This is a genomic window from Novosphingobium sp. NDB2Meth1 (assembly GCF_900117425.1).
Taxonomy (GTDB): domain Bacteria; phylum Pseudomonadota; class Alphaproteobacteria; order Sphingomonadales; family Sphingomonadaceae; genus Novosphingobium.
The window spans coordinates 190,466-206,869 of sequence record NZ_FPEH01000014.1 but is presented as its reverse complement, the minus strand read 5'-3'; the positions used below and the strand labels follow the sequence as shown (position 1 = coordinate 206,869).

Genomic DNA, 16,404 nt, shown 5'->3' with positions numbered 1-16,404 from the left:
TCATGCTGAGCTTGTCGAAGCATCTGCCGCGACGGTCGTGCCAGCACCCTTCGACAGGCTCAGGGTGAGCGGTGTTGGGGTGGTTATAAGGGGGATCTTACAAGCTCTGCCCGTCGTCCACCGTGATATGCGCGCCGGTGATCTGGCGCGAGGCGTCGCTGGCGAAGAAGATCATCGGCTCGTCGAGCGCGGTCACATCGGTCAGGCGGCGGCGGGGCCAGCTGGCGATCTGGGCCTTGCCGCCTTCGGTGTCGAACCAGTCGCCCGCGATTTCGGTGCTGATGTAGCCGGGCTGGATCGTGTTGACGCTGATCCCCAGCCGCACCCATTCCTGCGCAAACTGGCGGCCGAGGTGCTGCACGGCGAGCTTGGTGGCGGCATAGGCGGCATCTCCCTGCGCGGTCATGTGCGAGGTGATCGAGCCGATCAGGATGACGCGGCCCTTCTCGCTCTGCTTGGAGCCCGCCTTGATCATCCGCCGCGCGCCTTCGCGGGCGGTGAGGTAGACGCCGGTGAAGTTGGTATCGACGACCGATCGGATGCCTTCCGCCGCAACATCGACCGCACGGCCCGGCACCACGATGCCCGCATTGGCGACCACGACGTCCGGCACGCCGATGGCAGCCTCTGCCGCATCGAAGGCGGCGATGATCGAGGCTTCGTCGGTCACATCCATCGCGACAGCCAAGGCCTTGCCGCCGGCTGCGTTGATGGAATCCGCCAGCGCCTGAACCCGGTCCACGCGGCGCGCGCCGATCACGACCGCAGCGCCCTCGCCCGCATAGAGCCGGGCGAAATGCTCGCCGAGCCCCGAGGAAGCGCCGGTGATCAGCGCGATGCGTCCTGCCAACCTGTTACCACTCATGCGAAAGGGTTCTCCTTGGGAAAGCCGGTGGGCGGCATGCGCCCGGCCGCGCCGCGCGCAACCTTCCAGGGGAGAAGGTCCTTCTCGGTGCGGGTCCGGCCGCTTTCTCCGCCCATCGCCCACGAAAGACCATCCGCAAAAGTGAGCGTGGTCGCATCCGCCATGCCGCCATCCTTGTAGCGCTGGAGTGTGACGCCCTGCCCCTTGGCGAGCACCGGCACTTCGCTGAGCGGGAAGATGACGAGCTTGCGGTTCTCGCCGATCACCGCGACGTGGTCGTGCTCTGCCGCGATTTCGCGCACCACGGCCAGCTTCACGCCGGGCTTGGTGGTGACGACGCCGCGGCCCTTGCGGGTTTCGGCCAGCAGCTCGTCCATTTCCGCCGCAAAGCCGCGCCCGCTGTTGGCTGCGAGCAGCAGCTGACCCTTGGGTTTGTAGACGATGACGGCGACGATCTGCGCCTCGGGATCGATATCGACCATCGTGCGGATCGGCTCGCCAAAGCCGCGCGCGCCGGGCAGCTTGTCTGCGCCCAGGGTGTAGAACCGCCCGTTGTCGACCGCGAACAGCAGCTTGTCGGTGGTCTGGCAGTGGAGCGCGAAGGCGGGGCCATCGCCTTCCTTGAACTTGAAATCCGCATCGAGCGCGAGGTGACCCTTGGCGGCGCGGATCCAGCCGCGCGCCGAAAGGATCACCGTCACCGGTTCCTTCTCGATCATCGCGTCCATGCTGAATTCGCGCGTCGGCGCGGCTTCGGCGAGCGTGGTGCGGCGGCGACCGAGCGGGGTATCCTCCGCATACTCCTTGCGTAGCGCCTTGAGATCGGCCTTGAGGCGCTTCTTCTGGAGCTTGGGATCATCGAGCAGCGCCTGCAGCTCGGCCTGTTCGGCCAGCAGCCCCTCGCGCTCCTTGCGCAGTTCCATTTCCTCGAGCTTGCGCAAGGACCGCAGCCGCATGTTGAGGATCGCCTCGGCCTGCCGGTCGGTCAGGCCGAACTCGGCCATCATCACCGGCTTGGGCTCGTCCTCGGTGCGGATGATCTCGATCACGCGGTCGAGATTGAGGTAGGCGATGATGTAGCCGTCCAAGAGCTCCAGCCGGTTGGCGATCTTCTCCAGCCGGTGGCGCGAGCGGCGCAGCAGGATGTCGATCTGCGCGATCACCCATTCCTGCAGCAGCAGCTTCAGCCCCAGCACACCGGGGGTCCGCCGCGCATCGAGCACGTTGAGATTGAGCCCGAACCGCACTTCGAGATCGGTCAGCCGGAACAGCGATTCCTTGAGAAGCTCGGGATCGACATTGCGGCTCTTGGGCACCAGCACGATGCGGATCTGGGCATCGCTCTCGTCGCGCACATCCTCGAGGATCGGCAGTTTCTTGTCGGCGATGAGTGCCGCGATCTGCTCGATCAGCTTGCCCTTCTGGACCTGGTAGGGAATCTCCGAGAGCACGAGCTGCCACTGCCCGCCGCCCAGCTTCTCGATGCCCGTCTCTTCCCAGTTCCCATCGTCCAGCCGCCCGGTGGAGAACCGCCCGCGCACGCGGATCGCGCCCTTGCCGCTTTCATAGGCCGCGCTGATCGCCGCGCGGCTGTCGACCACCAGGCCGCCGGTCGGAAAATCGGGGCCGTGGAAGACTTCCATCAGCTCGTCATGCGTTGCCGCCGGATTGTCGATCAGCCGCAGCGTGGCGTCGACGATCTCTGCCACGTTGTGGCTCGGGATATTGGTCGCCATGCCGACCGCGATGCCGCTGGAGCCGTTTGCGAGGAGATTGGGAAACAGGCCGGGGAAGATCTCGGGCTCTTCCTCCTCGCCGTTATAGGTGGGGTGGAAGGTGACGGTGCCCTCTTCCAGCCCCGCCATCAGCCGCATCGCCGTGCGCGTCAGCCGCGCTTCGGTGTAGCGGTAGGCTGCGGCGTTATCGCCATCGATGTTCCCGAAGTTGCCCTGCCCCTCGACCAGCGGATAGCGCAGCGCGAAATCCTGCGCGAGGCGGACCATCGCATCATAGACCGAGGCGTCGCCGTGCGGGTGATACTTGCCGATGACGTCGCCGACCACGCGCGCCGACTTCTTGAACGCGCCGGTCGGATCGAGCCGCAGCTGCTGCATGGCCCAGAGCAGGCGGCGGTGGACCGGCTTCAGCCCGTCGCGCAGATCGGGGAGCGAGCGCGCGGTGATCGTGGACAGCGCATAGACGAGATAACGCTCCGACAGCGCGGCGTCGAAGGGCGCATCGACGATGGCGTCGAAAGGATCGGGCTCGGCTTCGGTGGTTTTGGTCATGGTGGCCACGGCCATAGCAAGCAGGACCGCCTCATGGGAACCGGGGAGAGCCCGGGTTTACCCCGATGTTTCGGGGTTACGCCCGCGCCTGTGCCAGGGCATCACCGACATATCTGCCGACCAGCTGCGCCACGTCCGCCAGAAAGGCATCCCGGCCTTCCACACCGCGCGGAGGCAGGCCGCGCAGCGCGCCGAGCATTGCGTTCTGCGCGATGACGAGGACCTGCTCAAGCCGCGCGGAGGGCACCTCCGGCCAGGCGCGGGCGAACGCGGCGCCGACCTGCCGGGCGAGCGCCGTGCGGAGCGCTTCGGCCAGTGCGCCGCGCGGGCCCGGCTCAGGATCGAGCCGGGCCATGCACAGCGCTTCGGGATGCCCGGACTGGTGCGTCATCACCCCGGCGAGCAGGCGTACGAAAAACACCACGGGATCGGCCGCCGCCAGTTGCGCCATCAGCACGGGCGCCAGCGAGGCTTCGAGCGCGGCCACGCTTTCGACTTCCACCGCGCGGCCGACATCCTCTTGCGAGGCGAAGAACTGGTAGATCGCCGCCGGTGAGAGCCCCGCCTCGGCGGCAATGCCGCGCAGGGTCATCGGCACATCGGACCGCGCCATCAAGGCGCGCGCCGCCGCGATGATCCTCTCGCGCGTGGCGATCCCGTTGCGGCGGACCGGGACGCGGACGGACACCTTATCTGAACACATGTTTGCATAACTCGCCGAATTATGTGAACAGGTGTTTAGATAAACTCATTCCGATTCTAGCGAAAGGGAAATCTGGTGATGGAAACACTGGTCTCGTTCGGCGGCTGGATCGCACTGGCGCTCGCCGGCCTTGTGATCTTGTGGACCGTGCTGGTGCGCACGCAACTGCTCACAGCAGAGCACCTCTTCGGCACGCGCGCCCTTCCCGACCCGCCCGTAGTCTCCGGTTTGGCAAAGGAACTGCACAAGCGCCTTGTGGTTGCCGACATCCACGCCGATACCTTGATCTGGCGGCGCGATCTCCTGCGGCGCAGCACGCTCGGGCATTTCGACTTTCCGCGTATGGCGGACGGCGGTGTGGCGCTGCAGGGCTTCCTGGTGGTGACCGAGGCTCCGCGCGAGGTCATCGGCGGCGGGCTCACCGACAAGAGCGACCGGCTCACTGCGCTTGGCGTGTTTGACCAATGGCCGGCGCGCGCCATCACCCGGCAGGTCGACCGCGCGCTCTATCTGGGCAGCAAACTGGAGCGTCACTGCGCGCGTTCGCAAGGGCGCATCCGGATGATCCGCCGCAGCGGGGATCTCAGCGAACTGCTGAACCGCCGCGCGGGCGGAGAGGACGTGCGCGGCGTCTACCTCGGTCTAGAAGGCGCCGATGGGACAAACTACGATCCGCGCAATTTCCAGCGCCTGTTCGATGCCGGCTTCCGCATGTCCGAACTGTGCCACTACACCGACACACCTTTCGCGGCCTCTTCATCGGGCCATTCGCTTGGCGGCCTCACGCCGCTGGGGCGGGACGCGGTGAAGATGATGGACGAACTGGGCATGGTGGTGGACCTTGCCCACGCCTCGCCGCGCACCATCGAGGATGTCCTCGCCATCGCCGCGCGCCCGCCGCTGGTGACGCACACCGGCAGTGCGTCCTGCCACGACGACCCCAAGTGCCTGCCCGACAGCCTGCTGCGCGAAGTGGTCGCAAGGGGTGGTATCGTGGGCCTCGGCTTCGTGCCGGACTATGTCGGCGGCACCGAGACCGACGCCGTGATGCGCGCGCTGGATCATCTCGTGCGAGTCGTCGGCCCCGAAGGCGTGGCGCTCGGCTCGGGCTTCTGTGCCTTGCCGCTGCCGATTGCGGTCAATCACTTCCCGCTCATCACCGAGGCCCTGCTTGTACGAGGGTATGACGAGGCTGCGACGACGCGGATCATGGGCGGCAATGCCGTGCGCTATCTGCTTTCAGCCCTGCCCGCCTGATTCAGCCCCCACCTGCCACTTCGGCGCTGAGGTCTGCCACGCGCAGTTCGGCTTCGCGGGTCTGTCCACCGAGATCGAGGAAGCGCTGCATCTTCGCGCGCGCGGTATCGCTGAACAGCAGTTGCTGGAACAAATCCGCCTCGATCCGGCAGCCTTCGTCCAGCGGCAGGGCCGAGGTTTCGATCGAGCGCTTGGCGAGCCGCACGGCCTCGGGCGGGAAGCTGGCGATGCGCTTTGCCAGGGCCGAGACGTGGGCATCAATGGCGTCCGCGGGCAGCGCGCGGTTGAGCCAACCCCACTTCTCGGCCGTCTCGGCATCGAGGTCGCCCGCACCGAGGATGATCTCGATGGCCCGCGCCCGGCCGACGAGGCGCGGCAAGCGCTGCGTTCCGGTGCCGCCAGGGAGGATGCCGATGGGCACTTCCATCTGGTTGATCACCGTCTTGCCGATCACGCCGAAGCGCATGTCGAAACTCATCGACAGTTCCGCCCCGCCCCCGCCGACCCGGCCCTCGATCTGTGCGATGGTGACCTTGTCCATGCGCTGATAGCGCGCGCACATCTCGTGGTAGGTGTTGACTTCGCCGCCGGGTGCGGCGGGTGCATTGGCCATGGCGATGAGCAGCGCCACGTCGAAATGGGCGAGGAAGAAATCGGGGTCCGCGCTCTTCAGCACGAAGACGAGCGCGGTCGGGTCGGCCTCCAGTTCGATGGCAAGCGCGGCCAGCTCCTGGAACAGCTCCATCGTGATGACATTGATCGGCGGCGCATCGACCGTGGCGGTGACCAGCGCGCCGTCGCGCACAACCCGCAGCAGCTTGTAGGTATCATAGGCCATCACGTGCTCTCCCCTTGTTTTGGGGGCAGCATAGGCGTGCTCCGCCTCGTCGCAACTGGCAGTCTAGTTGAGTACGGCGTCGAACGTGATTGCGAAGCTTGCGCCCGGCGCGAGGGTTGTGGCGCTGGCGGTCAGCGTGCCGGTGAGGAACGAGACACCGTAAGGGTCACTCTCGTCCGCTCCTGCTGCATCGTCATCTTCGACTGTCGTCGCCGTAGCGCAAGTACCGCCGCTGCGCGCGGAACCGGCGGTGTAGGTGATCCCGGCGGGCAACAGATCGGTGGCGGCGACATTGCTGCCCGCGAGCGTGCCGGGATTGGTGACGAGAATGCAATAGCGCAGCGCGGCGCCGGGGATGGCCTTGGGATTCGACGCATTGACCGGGTCGGACAGCACGGTCGAGGTCTTGGCGACCACAAGCGCGGGGACGCGGGTGTTGGTGTAGGTGCAGGTGATCGCCGTCTCGGCGGCGCCGATGGTGAGGCCGTCCGCCAGGTTCGTATCCGCCGCGCCGGTGCAGGCGACGGTGCCGAAATAGCGGCTGACGTTCGCGCTCCCGAGCGTCTCGCCCAGCGTCACCGTCTCGCCCAGCACCACGGGCGTCGGCGTCGCGCTCGTTATCAAAGTGCTTTCCGTTGTGGCCGTAGCAGACAGCGTGCCGATGGCAGTGGCCCCACGCGACACTGTGACGGTGGCGGTGTCGTTCACCGTCGCATAGGCCCATTGCTTGCGCAGGGTGACCCGGCCGTCGTTGTCGGTGATCGTATAGGTTCCGGTGCTCTGCACCGAAGCGCCGCATGTGGTGGTGTTGGCGATGGTGTAGCCGGTGCCCGCGCTGATCGAAAAGGCGATGGTTTCCGCCGTTTCGACCGCCGTATCGTCAACCACGTTGATGCCAAGCGCAATGGGGCTGTTGTAGTAGGTGCCCGCCGGGATCGTCACGGTGAACGTCGCGGCATTGCCGGGCGTGGTATAATCGCTGCCCCGCGTGGCGGTGCCGCCGGTGATGGTAACGATGACATTGATCGCGTTCGGCGCCGTGCCGGTTACCAGCAAGGTCGCCATGCTGGCGTTCGGCACGCTTTCCGCGCCCGTGCTGCTGGCCGCCGAGATCTGCACGAAGGGCCTGAGGGTCAGCTGGATCGCATCGAGGAAATTGCCGAACGAGCCGGTATCGTTGGTCGTGAACTGCACCCGCTGGAGGCCCGATGCGCCGTTGTACGTCGCGCTGCCGGTGTTGACGTTCCACACCTGGTTTGCAGTGGTGGACGACTGCGTTGCCAGCGTCTGGATCACCGTGCCGGTGCTCGACGCCACCTGAAACCGCGCGGTCTGGGTGGCGGGGCCGCCGGCGCGGGCGCGGTGCGCAAAAGTCCAGCCGAACGGCTCGCCGTTTATCAGGCAGATGTTCTGGAACAGCGTGCCATTGGTGTTGGCGTTCATTTCGGCAAAGACGTTGCCCTGATAGGACGGCACACCGTTGAAATTGCTGTCCCACAGTTCGATCTCGCCGGTGGTGGAGCTCCACCCCTGCACCGAAGCAATCGGCAGGATCTCGAAGTTCGGTGCGCCCGGTCCCGCCGGATCGTTGGCTTCGAAGGAAGGGTTCTGCAGCGCGCGGAGCTGGGCCTGAGCGGGAGCAGCTGCCACCATCGCCAGCGCCAGCAGCAGCGCACGCACCAACCGATACTGCAGCGCTTGACGCAAATTCGCTCCCCGGGGCGACCCTTGATCCGGGCCTAGGCAGATACCCCTAGCGCGGCTCAGCGGCCCTGCATATCCCGCGCTTCTTCCGGCACGCGCACTTCCAGCCCGTCAAGCGCATTGGTCAGGACGATCTGGCAGGAGAGGCGGCTCGTGCGCGTCACCCCGGCGGCGAGGTCGAGCATGTCTTCCTCGTCATCGCTGGCGGGGGCGAGCTTCTCGAACCATTCGGGCGTGACGATCACATGGCAGGTGGAGCAAGCCATCTGCCCTTCGCAGGTTCCTTCGAGCGGCAGCCCGGCGTTCTGGCCCACTTCGAGGAGGCGCGTGCCCGCTTCGGCCTCGCGCTCGATACGCTGGTCCTGCGCGGTGATGAAGGTGACCTTGACCATGGCTACAACGCTCCCTGCGCACCAACAGCCGCATGGATTGCGGCGGCGGCCCGTTCAAGATCCCCTGCCCTGGTATAGCGTCCGAAACCTATGCGGATCGCGGTTTTTGCTTCCCTGTCCGAAAGTCCGAGCGCGCGCAAGACATGGGAAGGCCGCCCGGACCCGCTGGCACAGGCAGATCCTGCAGAAAATGCGACGGTGCGGCAATCCGACATCAGTCGCGCAACATCGAGGCCTTCGCGGCGAATGTTGAGGTTGCCATGCCAGCGCTGCTCCGCGCTGCCGCTCAGCGTCCAGTCCGCGAAAAGGGCGCGGGCGAGCTCCCACAGGCTCTCGACATGCTGTCCATCGCTTTCCCGCAGACTTGTGCACAGCGCTGCCGCCGCGCCGAAACCGGCGCAGAGTGCGGGCGAAAGCGTGCCCGAACGCAGGCCCTGCTCCTGCCCGCCGCCGTGGATCAGGGGAGCGAGTTCCAGCCCATCGCGCACCCAAAGCGCGCCGATGCCCTTGGGGCCGTGGAGCTTGTGCGCGGAGATGGCGATCATGTCGGCGTTCTTCGGCGGGGCGAGCTTGCCTGCGCCTTGCACCGCGTCGCAGAGGAACAGGGCGCCTGCTGCACGGGCTGCATCGGCCAGCGCCTCGACCGGCTGGACCGTGCCGATCTCGTTGTTGACCTGCATGACGGCAACGAGACCCGTGCCTTCGGGGATTGCGACATCGGCCGCCACCAGCCCGTCCGAACCGACCGACAGTACCGCGCAATCAGGATCGGCAAACCGTGCCGTATCGAGCACGGCGGCATGCTCGATGGCCGAGACCGCCAGCCGCTTTGCCCCGCAGCCGAGGATCGCGAGATTGAGCGCTTCGGTTGCGCCGGAGGTAAAGATCACGCGGCCACCCGGGGGCAGCAGCCCGGCGACCTGTTCGCGCGCCAGTTCCACCGCAGCCGCCGCCGCGCGGCCCGGCCGGTGGGGGCTGTGCGGATTGGCGAAACCGTCGTCTGCCAGCCACCGCAGCATAGCCTCGCGCGCTTCGGGGGCCAGCGGGGTGGTGGCCTGATAATCGAGGTAGATCACCCCCGGATCTCCCGCCACGCGCTCAGGAACGCGTCGATCTCGCTTTCCGTCGTCTCGCGCCCGATCGAGACGCGGATAACTTCGCCGGCATGGGGATAGCCCATCGCCGTGAGCACCGGGCTGGCCTTGAGTGAACCGGAAGAGCAGGCGCTCCCCGCCGAAACCGCGATCCCGATCCCGTCGAAGCGGATCAGCTGCGCATTGGCCGAGCGGCCCGGCATGCGGTATCCGGCGATAGTTGGCAGGCGCGGCGCGTTCTGTGCAACGATCTCCCCACCAGCCGCGAGGATGCCATCGTCCAGCCGCAGGCGCAGACGCGCCGCCGCTTCCAGCAAGTCGCGCGGCGCCTCCAGCGCAGCCGCCATGGCCAGCGCGCCTGGCAGGTTTTCCGTCCCACCGCGATAGCCACGTTCCTGTCCGCCGGTCGGTTTCAGCATCGCCCAATCACGCACCAGCAGCGCGCCGACACCAATCGGCCCGCCGAACTTGTGCGCGCTGACCGCCACCATGTCGGCGGCGGGTAAGGCGATCTTGCCCGCACTTTGCGCGCAGTCCGCCAGCAGCAGACCGCCCGCCGCGCGCACCGCTTCGGCCGACTCGTCCAGCGGCTGGATCACCCCGGTCTCGTTGTTGACCTGCTGCACGGCGACAAGCCCCGCTAGCGAGCCTTCTGTCAGGACTCGCCCCTCGCCATCCACCGGCAGCCGCGCCGCATCCCCTGCCCAGCGCAGTACGGCCTCATGCTCCACCGCCGAAACTGCCGCGATGGGCTGCACACAGCGCGTCATCGCAACGGCCAGCGCCTCGCTCGCTCCGGAGGTGAAGATCACTTCACCCTGCCACCCAAGCGCCACCTTCACCCGGCCCCGCGCCGCCTCCAGCGCTGCCCGCGCCGCACGACCCGCCTTGTGCGGGCTCGACGGGTTGGCCCAAAGCGCAAAGCCTTCGAGCATCGCCTCGCGCGCGGCGGGGAGCAGCGGCGTTGTGGCGGCATGATCGAGGTAGATAGGGGGCATTTCCAAGCTCTGGCGGGAATGATTGCTTTTGAGGCAACCATTTCTATATAGCGGCCTCTCGCTTTTCCCAGCCCCGGCGTGGCGTGCGGCCCAAAAGCCCGAGCCTTGAACGCTACGCCCGGCCCGGCAGTTCAGGACAGTCCATGCCCGCAGTCATCTTTCCCGGTCCCGATGGTCGCCTCGAAGGCCGCTTCCAGCCCGCCACCCGCCCGCGCGCACCCGTCGCGATGATCCTCCATCCGCACCCGCAGGCTGGCGGCACGATGAACGACCGCATCACGCAAGCGATGTACAAGACCTTCGTCGCGCGCGGGTTCGCCACGCTGCGCTTCAATTTCCGCGGTGTCGGCCGCAGCCAGGGCAGCTTCGACAACGGCATCGGCGAGCTTTCGGACGCCGCCGCCGCGCTCGACTGGGTGCAGTCGATCCACCCCGAAGCGAGCACGACCTGGATCGCGGGCTACTCGTTCGGCGCGCTGATCGGCATGCAGCTGCTGATGCGCCGTCCGGAAATCCGCGGCTTCATCTCGGTCGCGCCGCCGGCCAACATGTACGATTTCAGCTTCCTCGCCCCCTGCCCCGCCAGCGGCATCATCGTGCAGGGCGCGGCGGATACGGTGGTGACGCCGAACGCGGTGCAGAAGCTCGTCGACAAGCTGCGCACGCAGAAGCACATCACCATCCACCATGATGAAGTGCCCCGCGCCAACCACTTCTTCGAGAACGAACTCGACGACATGATGCGCGCGGTGGACAACTATCTCGACATGCGTCTTTCGCCGGATTGCCCGATCCGCTGATCGCCTGAAGCCCCCTCCTCCTAAGAGGAGGGGGTTGGGGTTGGTGCAGCTCAGAACTGCACGCGCTTGGTGTAGCCGCCGTCGACGACGATGTTCGCGCCCGTCATCGCGAGGCACGCCGGGGACGCGACGAACACGATCGCGCGGGCCAGTTCCTCGCCCGTCGCCATCCGGCCGATCGGGATCTTGGCGAGCGTGGCGTCGTAGAACGACGTCATCTTTTCCTTGATGTAGGCCCAGGGGCCGTCCTCGGTCATGATCGGCCCCGGCGTGATGCAGTTGACGCGAATGCCTTCGGGCGCGAGCGCCTGCGACAGGTCCGACGCATAGACCATCACCGCCGCCTTCAGCGCGTTATACGGCTGCACTCCCATGAATTCCTCGACCGCGCCGGTCGAGCTCATGCAGATGATCGAACCGGCATCGGACTTCAGGAGATAAGGCTTTGCCGCCGCGACACCGCGCCGCATCGGCAGGATATCTGCCTGCATGACAGCATCCCAGCCGGCATCGCTGTCCTCGCCCAGGTTGGCCGAGGTGAAGCTGATGAAGATGTCGCAGCCGCCCAGCGCTGCCGCCGCCTTGTTGACGAACGCAGGAACTGCCTCCGGATCCGTCACATTGAGCGCCTCTGAATAGACGGTCACGCCGCTCGGCGCGAGTTCGCCGACGATCTTGTCGACCTTGGCCTGCGTACGACCGCAGACCGCCACGTGGCAGCCCTCCGCCGCGAGCGCGAGCGCAACCTGCCGCCCGATCCCGCCATTGGCGCCGACCAGAATGGCCTTCCTGTCCTTGAGCCCCAGATCCATTCGCGCATTCCTTCTCTCTTCGTTGCGATGAGCGATAATGGGAACTGCGCGCCGATGCGGCCACTGCTGATTTGGGCAGGGTTCTTGTGGAGATGCCATGCTCCCCTCACCAACGCGCCGCAGCCTGCGGCTCACTCTGTCGGGTGATTGTTCTCCAGTAACCAATGCCGGAAGGATCGCTCCAGTTCAGCTTTCCGGAACTGACGTTCCGGCACAAGCTTGGCCTCGCTGAACGAGAACGTCTTTGGATCGGTAACAAGACCCAGGTCCGAAAGCGCACGCCGGATTGCTCCCGCCGGATCGGCGAGAACATCCTCATAGAACAGTTCGCAGCAGACTTTGGGGATAGTCAGAAAGCTCTCGAGGAAGCAGTCCGCCATGATCACGGCACGAAGCGCAGCCTCGATCTCTTGCAGGGAGACATCGACAGGCCTTTCGTCCTCGACAGGGGCGTAGGCGTGATACTGGTTGGTCTTGCGCGCCATGGCAAGGCTTACTGCCTGCCGTATCCGGTTGCGTCGGCGCACCACGATCCATTTTGCCCGTGACCCGAATGCTAGGTCATGCAGGGCATTATCTGCCCTTGCGCAGCGGATAAGGACTGAAAGAGCCGAACACATGACTTTCGCCGAGCGTATCGCCTGCGGACTGAGCCAGAGCGCCGAGATGCTTTCAGCTACGTCGGCTGGGGTCGAACGATCATTGAAATGGCGAAATTGCTCTTTCGTCAATTCCCACGCCTCTCCTCCACCGGATGCATCGAGGGTGTAGGACAGGAGTTCAGCCACGTATGTGCTCCCGGAACGGACTTCGGAGGCGATGAACAGATATGTCGGCTCTGTCTGCGCAGGTCTGGCGGAGCAAGTGTCGGGTTTACCATTTGTCCGCCCGTCGGGAAGAGATGCACTTGTTTTAGGCAATCTGAAAGCCCTGTTCTGCGATCTGATAGACCCAACTCAATATTCAGGATGCAACTGTGATAAGTGCTTCATCACGGGGCCTCAAGGCTATGGGTCTACTGGGGTATACTACAGATACGCGCTAATGGACTTTTGGAATCCGCTGCGTGGGTATCAAATGCATGACGGCAAAAGCGTGCCCTCTCCATCATACCGCGGGAAAGCACGCTTCCGACTTGGTCAGAACTTCACCGTCGCTTCCACGCCGAACTGCTGGCGGGGGGCAACAACACCGAAGTAGAACAGCCCCGCATCGAGCACGTTGGACAGCCGCCCGCCCTTGTTTAGCATGTCGCGGGCATAGGCTGAGACGCGCAGGTTCTTGAGTGCGCTGCCTTCGTGAATGAGCGCGATCGAGGCATCGAGCGTGCCATAGGCCGGGATAACGTCGCGGCGCAGGCCGGTCGTGTCGGCGAGCGGCGAGGTTGTGAGGTCATCGATGTAGGCATAATCGAGGGTGAAGGTCAGCCGGTTGGCCGAACTCACCTGCACCCCGTAATCGACACCGGCGTTGAACGAGAACTTCGGCGCGCGGCGGAAGTTGCGCTGGGCCGAGACGTCGAGGAACTGGCCGGGGTTGGCAAGGTCGGGGATGAGGAACGAGTTGTACTTCGCATTGAGGTAACCGCCCGAAGCACGCAGCGTGAGATCAGGCGTGGGACGCGCCTGCATGTCGAGCTCGATGCCCCAGATGCGCGCGGAAGCGGCGTTCTCCACCACCGTTTCAGTGCCGGCGCCAGCAGCACGGATGATGTCCTCCTGCTTGTTGCTGTACTTCACGTAGAAGACGGTCGGGTTGAAACGGAGCTTCCCACCGAGCAGTTCGCTCTTCACGCCGCCTTCAAAACTGTCAACGCGCTCGGGATTGTAGGGCCCGATCGAGGTGGGCGAAGTGGCGCGGCCATTGAAGCCACCGGAACGGAACCCTCGCGACCAGCTGGCATAAAGCATCACATCTGGCGTGGGCTTCCAATCGAGGATCACGCGGCCTGTGGGATCGCTGAAGGTCTTTTTGGCAGCAGCCTTGAACGCGCCGGGTACTGTGAAATTGATGTTGAAGTCCTTGGTTTCCCACGTGTAGCGGCCGCCAACAGTGAGGCGGACATTGCTGCCCAACTTGACGATCGATTCGGCAAAGATCGCGAAGGAATCGAGCTTTTGCCCGGCGGTGAAGCTCTGCGCCGGGCCATTGAGCACATAGACCTGTGCGGCGCGGCTGCCGTTGTAGGGAAAGGGCTGGATGAAATAGTCAGTGTGCAAGTAGTACCCGCCAGCGACAAGGTCGATCCGGTCGGTCAGGTTACCCGCGATGCGTACTTCCTGGCTGAACTGCTTATAGGTCTGATCGCGCGCAGCGACGAACAACGGCAGCGAAACGCCGGGTGCGACAGGGATCGGCGGTGCACCGGTGTTTTCCTCCAGCAGAGCGTCGCTGGTGTTGCGATAGCCCGTGATCGCGGTGAGCTTGAACCCACCGATCTTGGTGTTGATCTCGAAGGAGCCATTCCACCCGTCAATATAACTGCGGAAAGGCAGCGAGGTGTTGGCCAGCGTGTAGTTTTCATTGGCCTGCTTGAGATAGCCCTGCGTCGCACAGCCGAGGTCCTTGAGCGGTGGAACCGCCGCAAATATGGTCTGCGTGAAATCGCAGATATTTCCGCCCAGACCAAAAGGTAGGCCGCTGGCCGTGGTGAGGTTGACGGTGGAAGGATAGCCCGAGCGGTCCTTCTGATAGTCGACCGAGAGTTGCGCAGTCGAATCCGGGCCCAGATCGAACAGGACGGAGCCGCCGACGTTCCAGAAATCGCGGCCCTTCTCGCGCTCTCCGGTATAGCGGTTGCGGGTGAAGCTGTCGCTCTTGCGCAGTAGGCCGAACAGCTTGACCGAGGCCACATCTCCGATCTTTGGCAGGTTCACCACCGCATCGAGATCGTAGGTGTTGTAGCTGCCGTAGCGGCCATGGAGCGTTGCGCCGAGCTCGCCGGTCGGCTTTGTGCGACGCATCGAGATCGTGCCACCGATGGTATTGCGGCCATAGAGTGTACCCTGTGGACCGCGCAGCACTTCGACCGATTCCAGATCGAAGAAATCAACGTTCGCGCCGGTATTGGTGCCAAGAAACACGCCGTCGATCGAAATGCCGATGGCCGGGTCGAAGGTCTTTTCAAGGTCCGCGAAGCTCACCCCGCGGATCGAGGCGGAGAGCGCATTGCCAGCGAAGGAAATGCGCGCGAGCTGCACATTAGGCAAGAATTTCTGGATGTTCTGCACATCAAGCAGCACCGAGTTCTGGATGATGTTCGCATTAAGCGCGCTGACCGAGAGCGGCGTATCCTGAAGCTTTTCGTTGCGGAAGCGCGCGGTGACAACGATGTTGTCGACCCCGGTGGCGGCGGTCTGGTCCTCACCCGTGTTGTCGGCATCGGCCGGCTGCGCTTGCGCCAGCGCGGCAACAGGCATAAGCGCCCCGCCCATCATCAAGAGCCTGAAAAAGCGCGCCCCATTGGCGCGTGCCAAGTGCTTCATGCTGCCTCTCCCCAAGTGTTTTTTATCGGGTCGATCCGGCACAAAGGCCAAAAAGCCCGTGGGGAGAGGCTGAACCGCTTCGGACCTGACGGCCACTGCGGAATTGATTAGGGCCTAGAGCACGAAATGATCGCCCGCCGCGCGCACGGTCACTTCGGAAATCGAGACGCCCCAAGGCTGGTTGATCGCATGAATGATCGCATCGGCGATATGCTCGGGCGCGAGGCTGGCGTAATCGATGGCATCGGGGCTGAGGCGTTCGGCGGGGAAGGTGCCGGCGCCCATTTGCTGCACCATATCCATGAAATCAGGCATATTGTGCGCGACGATGCCGACGCCGGCGGCAGGATTGATCACCGTGCCGGAAAGCCCGGTGGTGGGCACGCCGGTGGGCTTGATCGTGGTCACCTTGATCTTGCCCCGGCTTTCGATGCGCAGCGATTCCGAGAGGAAGTTCACCGCAGACTTCGAGGCGCCATAGATCGCCGCGCCGATCACCGGGAAGTTGCCGTAGATCGAGGACAAGTTGACGATCTGCCCGCGCCCGGCGGCGATCATCGGATCGTAGGCGGCGACCATGCCGTTGAGCACGCCCTTGATGTTGATGTCGATGCAGCGTTCCCACGCATCATAGGCCGCTTCGTGATCGGAAAAGAACGCGAGCGGCATGATGCCCGCGTTGTTGATCATCACGTCGATGCCGCCATGAGCGTCGACAGCGTGGGCGACAAGCGCCTTGACCGCTGCGAGGCTGCGCACGTCGGTCTCGACCGCGATGGCGGTGCCACCCGCGTCCGTGACCGTATCCGCGGTGGCCTGCGCGGCGGCAAGGTCGATATCGCCGCAGGTTAGCTTGGCGCCAAGCGTCGCGGCCTTCTGCGCGACGAGGCGGCCAAAACCGCCGCCCGCGCCGGTGATGACGATGGACTTGCCGGCCATGTGATCGGTCATGGTTTGCCTTCAACAGGTGCTGCCGCAGTGGTCAGGGTCTCTCCGCCAGCCGTCGGCAGCGACCAGATCACGACATTGGTGATCATCACGGCGGCGAGGATGGCCATCAGCGACGGGCGCTGGCGCTCGCCCTTGCGCCAGAGAAACACCGCGCCCGCGAGGAGCGCGAGCGCGGTAAGCATCGCGAGCGAAAGGGCAGCGTCCGTCATGCCGGAAA

At 65.0% G+C, this 16,404-nt stretch carries 15 protein-coding genes; 2 read left to right on the top strand and 13 right to left on the bottom strand.

Features of this window, described 5'->3' with window-relative positions; genetic code table 11:
- Positions 1 to 97 precede the first annotated feature (97 nt).
- The 3 genes from NDB2M1_RS08000 to NDB2M1_RS07990 form a co-directional block, all read right to left on the bottom strand.
- On the bottom strand, positions 98 to 865 hold the full coding sequence (locus tag NDB2M1_RS08000; RefSeq protein WP_054120338.1) for an SDR family NAD(P)-dependent oxidoreductase: 768 nt from the start codon (positions 863 to 865) through the stop codon (positions 98 to 100).
- Entirely contained in the window at positions 862 to 3,153 is a 2,292-nt protein-coding gene (gene parC, locus NDB2M1_RS07995; protein ID WP_072381709.1) for a DNA topoisomerase IV subunit A, read from the bottom strand. Before parC ends, NDB2M1_RS08000 begins: the two co-directional genes overlap by 4 nt.
- A 76-nt stretch (positions 3,154 to 3,229) precedes the next feature.
- On the bottom strand, positions 3,230 to 3,841 hold the full coding sequence (locus NDB2M1_RS07990) for a TetR/AcrR family transcriptional regulator (protein WP_054120339.1): 612 nt from the start codon (positions 3,839 to 3,841) through the stop codon (positions 3,230 to 3,232).
- Between the two features lie 93 nt (positions 3,842 to 3,934).
- Here NDB2M1_RS07990 and NDB2M1_RS07985 point away from each other — a divergent pair, with 93 nt between their 5' ends.
- Positions 3,935 to 5,113 (top strand): dipeptidase, encoded by a 1,179-nt coding sequence (locus tag NDB2M1_RS07985; protein WP_072381177.1) that lies wholly within the window; start codon positions 3,935 to 3,937, stop codon positions 5,111 to 5,113.
- 1 nt (position 5,114) lies between these two features.
- On the opposite strand, the gene NDB2M1_RS07980 is transcribed toward NDB2M1_RS07985, so the two are convergent.
- From NDB2M1_RS07980 to NDB2M1_RS07960, 5 genes are all read right to left on the bottom strand, one after another.
- The gene (locus NDB2M1_RS07980; RefSeq protein WP_072381174.1) at positions 5,115 to 5,951 is read right to left on the bottom strand and encodes an enoyl-CoA hydratase/isomerase family protein; all 837 of its coding nucleotides are present in this window, start codon (positions 5,949 to 5,951) and stop codon (positions 5,115 to 5,117) included.
- A 63-nt stretch (positions 5,952 to 6,014) separates the two neighbouring features.
- On the bottom strand, positions 6,015 to 7,658 hold the full coding sequence (locus NDB2M1_RS07975) for a DUF11 domain-containing protein (protein WP_143146676.1): 1,644 nt from the start codon (positions 7,656 to 7,658) through the stop codon (positions 6,015 to 6,017).
- A 56-nt stretch (positions 7,659 to 7,714) separates the two neighbouring features.
- On the bottom strand, positions 7,715 to 8,047 hold the full coding sequence (locus tag NDB2M1_RS07970) for a 2Fe-2S iron-sulfur cluster-binding protein (RefSeq protein WP_054120342.1): 333 nt from the start codon (positions 8,045 to 8,047) through the stop codon (positions 7,715 to 7,717).
- 2 nt (positions 8,048 to 8,049) lie between these two features.
- On the bottom strand, positions 8,050 to 9,123 hold the full coding sequence (locus NDB2M1_RS07965; RefSeq protein ID WP_072381707.1) for a cysteine desulfurase family protein: 1,074 nt from the start codon (positions 9,121 to 9,123) through the stop codon (positions 8,050 to 8,052).
- Complete coding sequence (locus tag NDB2M1_RS07960; protein WP_072381170.1) at positions 9,120 to 10,139, bottom strand: cysteine desulfurase family protein; 1,020 nt, start codon at positions 10,137 to 10,139, stop codon at positions 9,120 to 9,122. Before NDB2M1_RS07960 ends, NDB2M1_RS07965 begins: the two co-directional genes overlap by 4 nt.
- Positions 10,140 to 10,282: 143 nt before the next feature.
- Between NDB2M1_RS07960 and NDB2M1_RS07955 the strand changes: the two genes are divergently transcribed.
- The gene (locus tag NDB2M1_RS07955) at positions 10,283 to 10,939 is read left to right on the top strand and encodes an alpha/beta hydrolase (RefSeq protein ID WP_072381168.1); all 657 of its coding nucleotides are present in this window, start codon (positions 10,283 to 10,285) and stop codon (positions 10,937 to 10,939) included.
- A gap of 50 nt (positions 10,940 to 10,989) precedes the next feature.
- On the opposite strand, the gene NDB2M1_RS07950 is transcribed toward NDB2M1_RS07955, so the two are convergent.
- From NDB2M1_RS07950 to NDB2M1_RS07930, 5 genes are all read right to left on the bottom strand, one after another.
- The gene (locus tag NDB2M1_RS07950; RefSeq protein ID WP_072381166.1) at positions 10,990 to 11,751 is read right to left on the bottom strand and encodes an SDR family NAD(P)-dependent oxidoreductase; all 762 of its coding nucleotides are present in this window, start codon (positions 11,749 to 11,751) and stop codon (positions 10,990 to 10,992) included.
- 131 nt (positions 11,752 to 11,882) lie between these two features.
- Complete coding sequence (locus NDB2M1_RS21975; RefSeq protein ID WP_072381164.1) at positions 11,883 to 12,539, bottom strand: hypothetical protein; 657 nt, start codon at positions 12,537 to 12,539, stop codon at positions 11,883 to 11,885.
- A gap of 351 nt (positions 12,540 to 12,890) precedes the next feature.
- On the bottom strand, positions 12,891 to 15,236 hold the full coding sequence (locus tag NDB2M1_RS07940) for a TonB-dependent receptor (RefSeq protein WP_072381162.1): 2,346 nt from the start codon (positions 15,234 to 15,236) through the stop codon (positions 12,891 to 12,893).
- 114 nt (positions 15,237 to 15,350) lie between these two features.
- Positions 15,351 to 16,187, bottom strand: coding sequence for an SDR family oxidoreductase (locus NDB2M1_RS07935; RefSeq protein ID WP_072381160.1), 837 nt, complete (start codon positions 16,185 to 16,187; stop codon positions 15,351 to 15,353).
- Positions 16,184 to 16,396, bottom strand: coding sequence for a hypothetical protein (locus tag NDB2M1_RS07930; protein ID WP_072381158.1), 213 nt, complete (start codon positions 16,394 to 16,396; stop codon positions 16,184 to 16,186). The genes NDB2M1_RS07935 and NDB2M1_RS07930 overlap by 4 nt, the downstream gene beginning before the upstream one ends.
- Between the last annotated feature and the right edge of the window lie 8 nt (positions 16,397 to 16,404).

Bases quoted from the DNA above. Each gene is read 5' to 3' on its own strand.
- NDB2M1_RS07955 (WP_072381168.1), top strand. From the start codon at position 10,283: ATGCCCGCAGTCATCTTTCCCGGTCCCGATGGTCGCCTCGAAGGCCGC.
- NDB2M1_RS07960 (WP_072381170.1), bottom strand. From the start codon at position 10,139: ATGCCCCCTATCTACCTCGATCATGCCGCCACAACGCCGCTGCTCCCC.
- NDB2M1_RS07985 (WP_072381177.1), top strand. From the start codon at position 3,935: ATGGAAACACTGGTCTCGTTCGGCGGCTGGATCGCACTGGCGCTCGCC.
- NDB2M1_RS07930 (WP_072381158.1), bottom strand. From the start codon at position 16,396: ATGACGGACGCTGCCCTTTCGCTCGCGATGCTTACCGCGCTCGCGCTC.
- NDB2M1_RS08000 (WP_054120338.1), bottom strand. From the start codon at position 865: ATGAGTGGTAACAGGTTGGCAGGACGCATCGCGCTGATCACCGGCGCT.
- parC (WP_072381709.1), bottom strand. From the start codon at position 3,153: ATGACCAAAACCACCGAAGCCGAGCCCGATCCTTTCGACGCCATCGTC.
- NDB2M1_RS07940 (WP_072381162.1), bottom strand. From the start codon at position 15,236: ATGAAGCACTTGGCACGCGCCAATGGGGCGCGCTTTTTCAGGCTCTTG.
- NDB2M1_RS07935 (WP_072381160.1), bottom strand. From the start codon at position 16,187: ATGACCGATCACATGGCCGGCAAGTCCATCGTCATCACCGGCGCGGGC.
- NDB2M1_RS07980 (WP_072381174.1), bottom strand. From the start codon at position 5,951: ATGGCCTATGATACCTACAAGCTGCTGCGGGTTGTGCGCGACGGCGCG.
- NDB2M1_RS07970 (WP_054120342.1), bottom strand. From the start codon at position 8,047: ATGGTCAAGGTCACCTTCATCACCGCGCAGGACCAGCGTATCGAGCGC.
- NDB2M1_RS07950 (WP_072381166.1), bottom strand. From the start codon at position 11,751: ATGGATCTGGGGCTCAAGGACAGGAAGGCCATTCTGGTCGGCGCCAAT.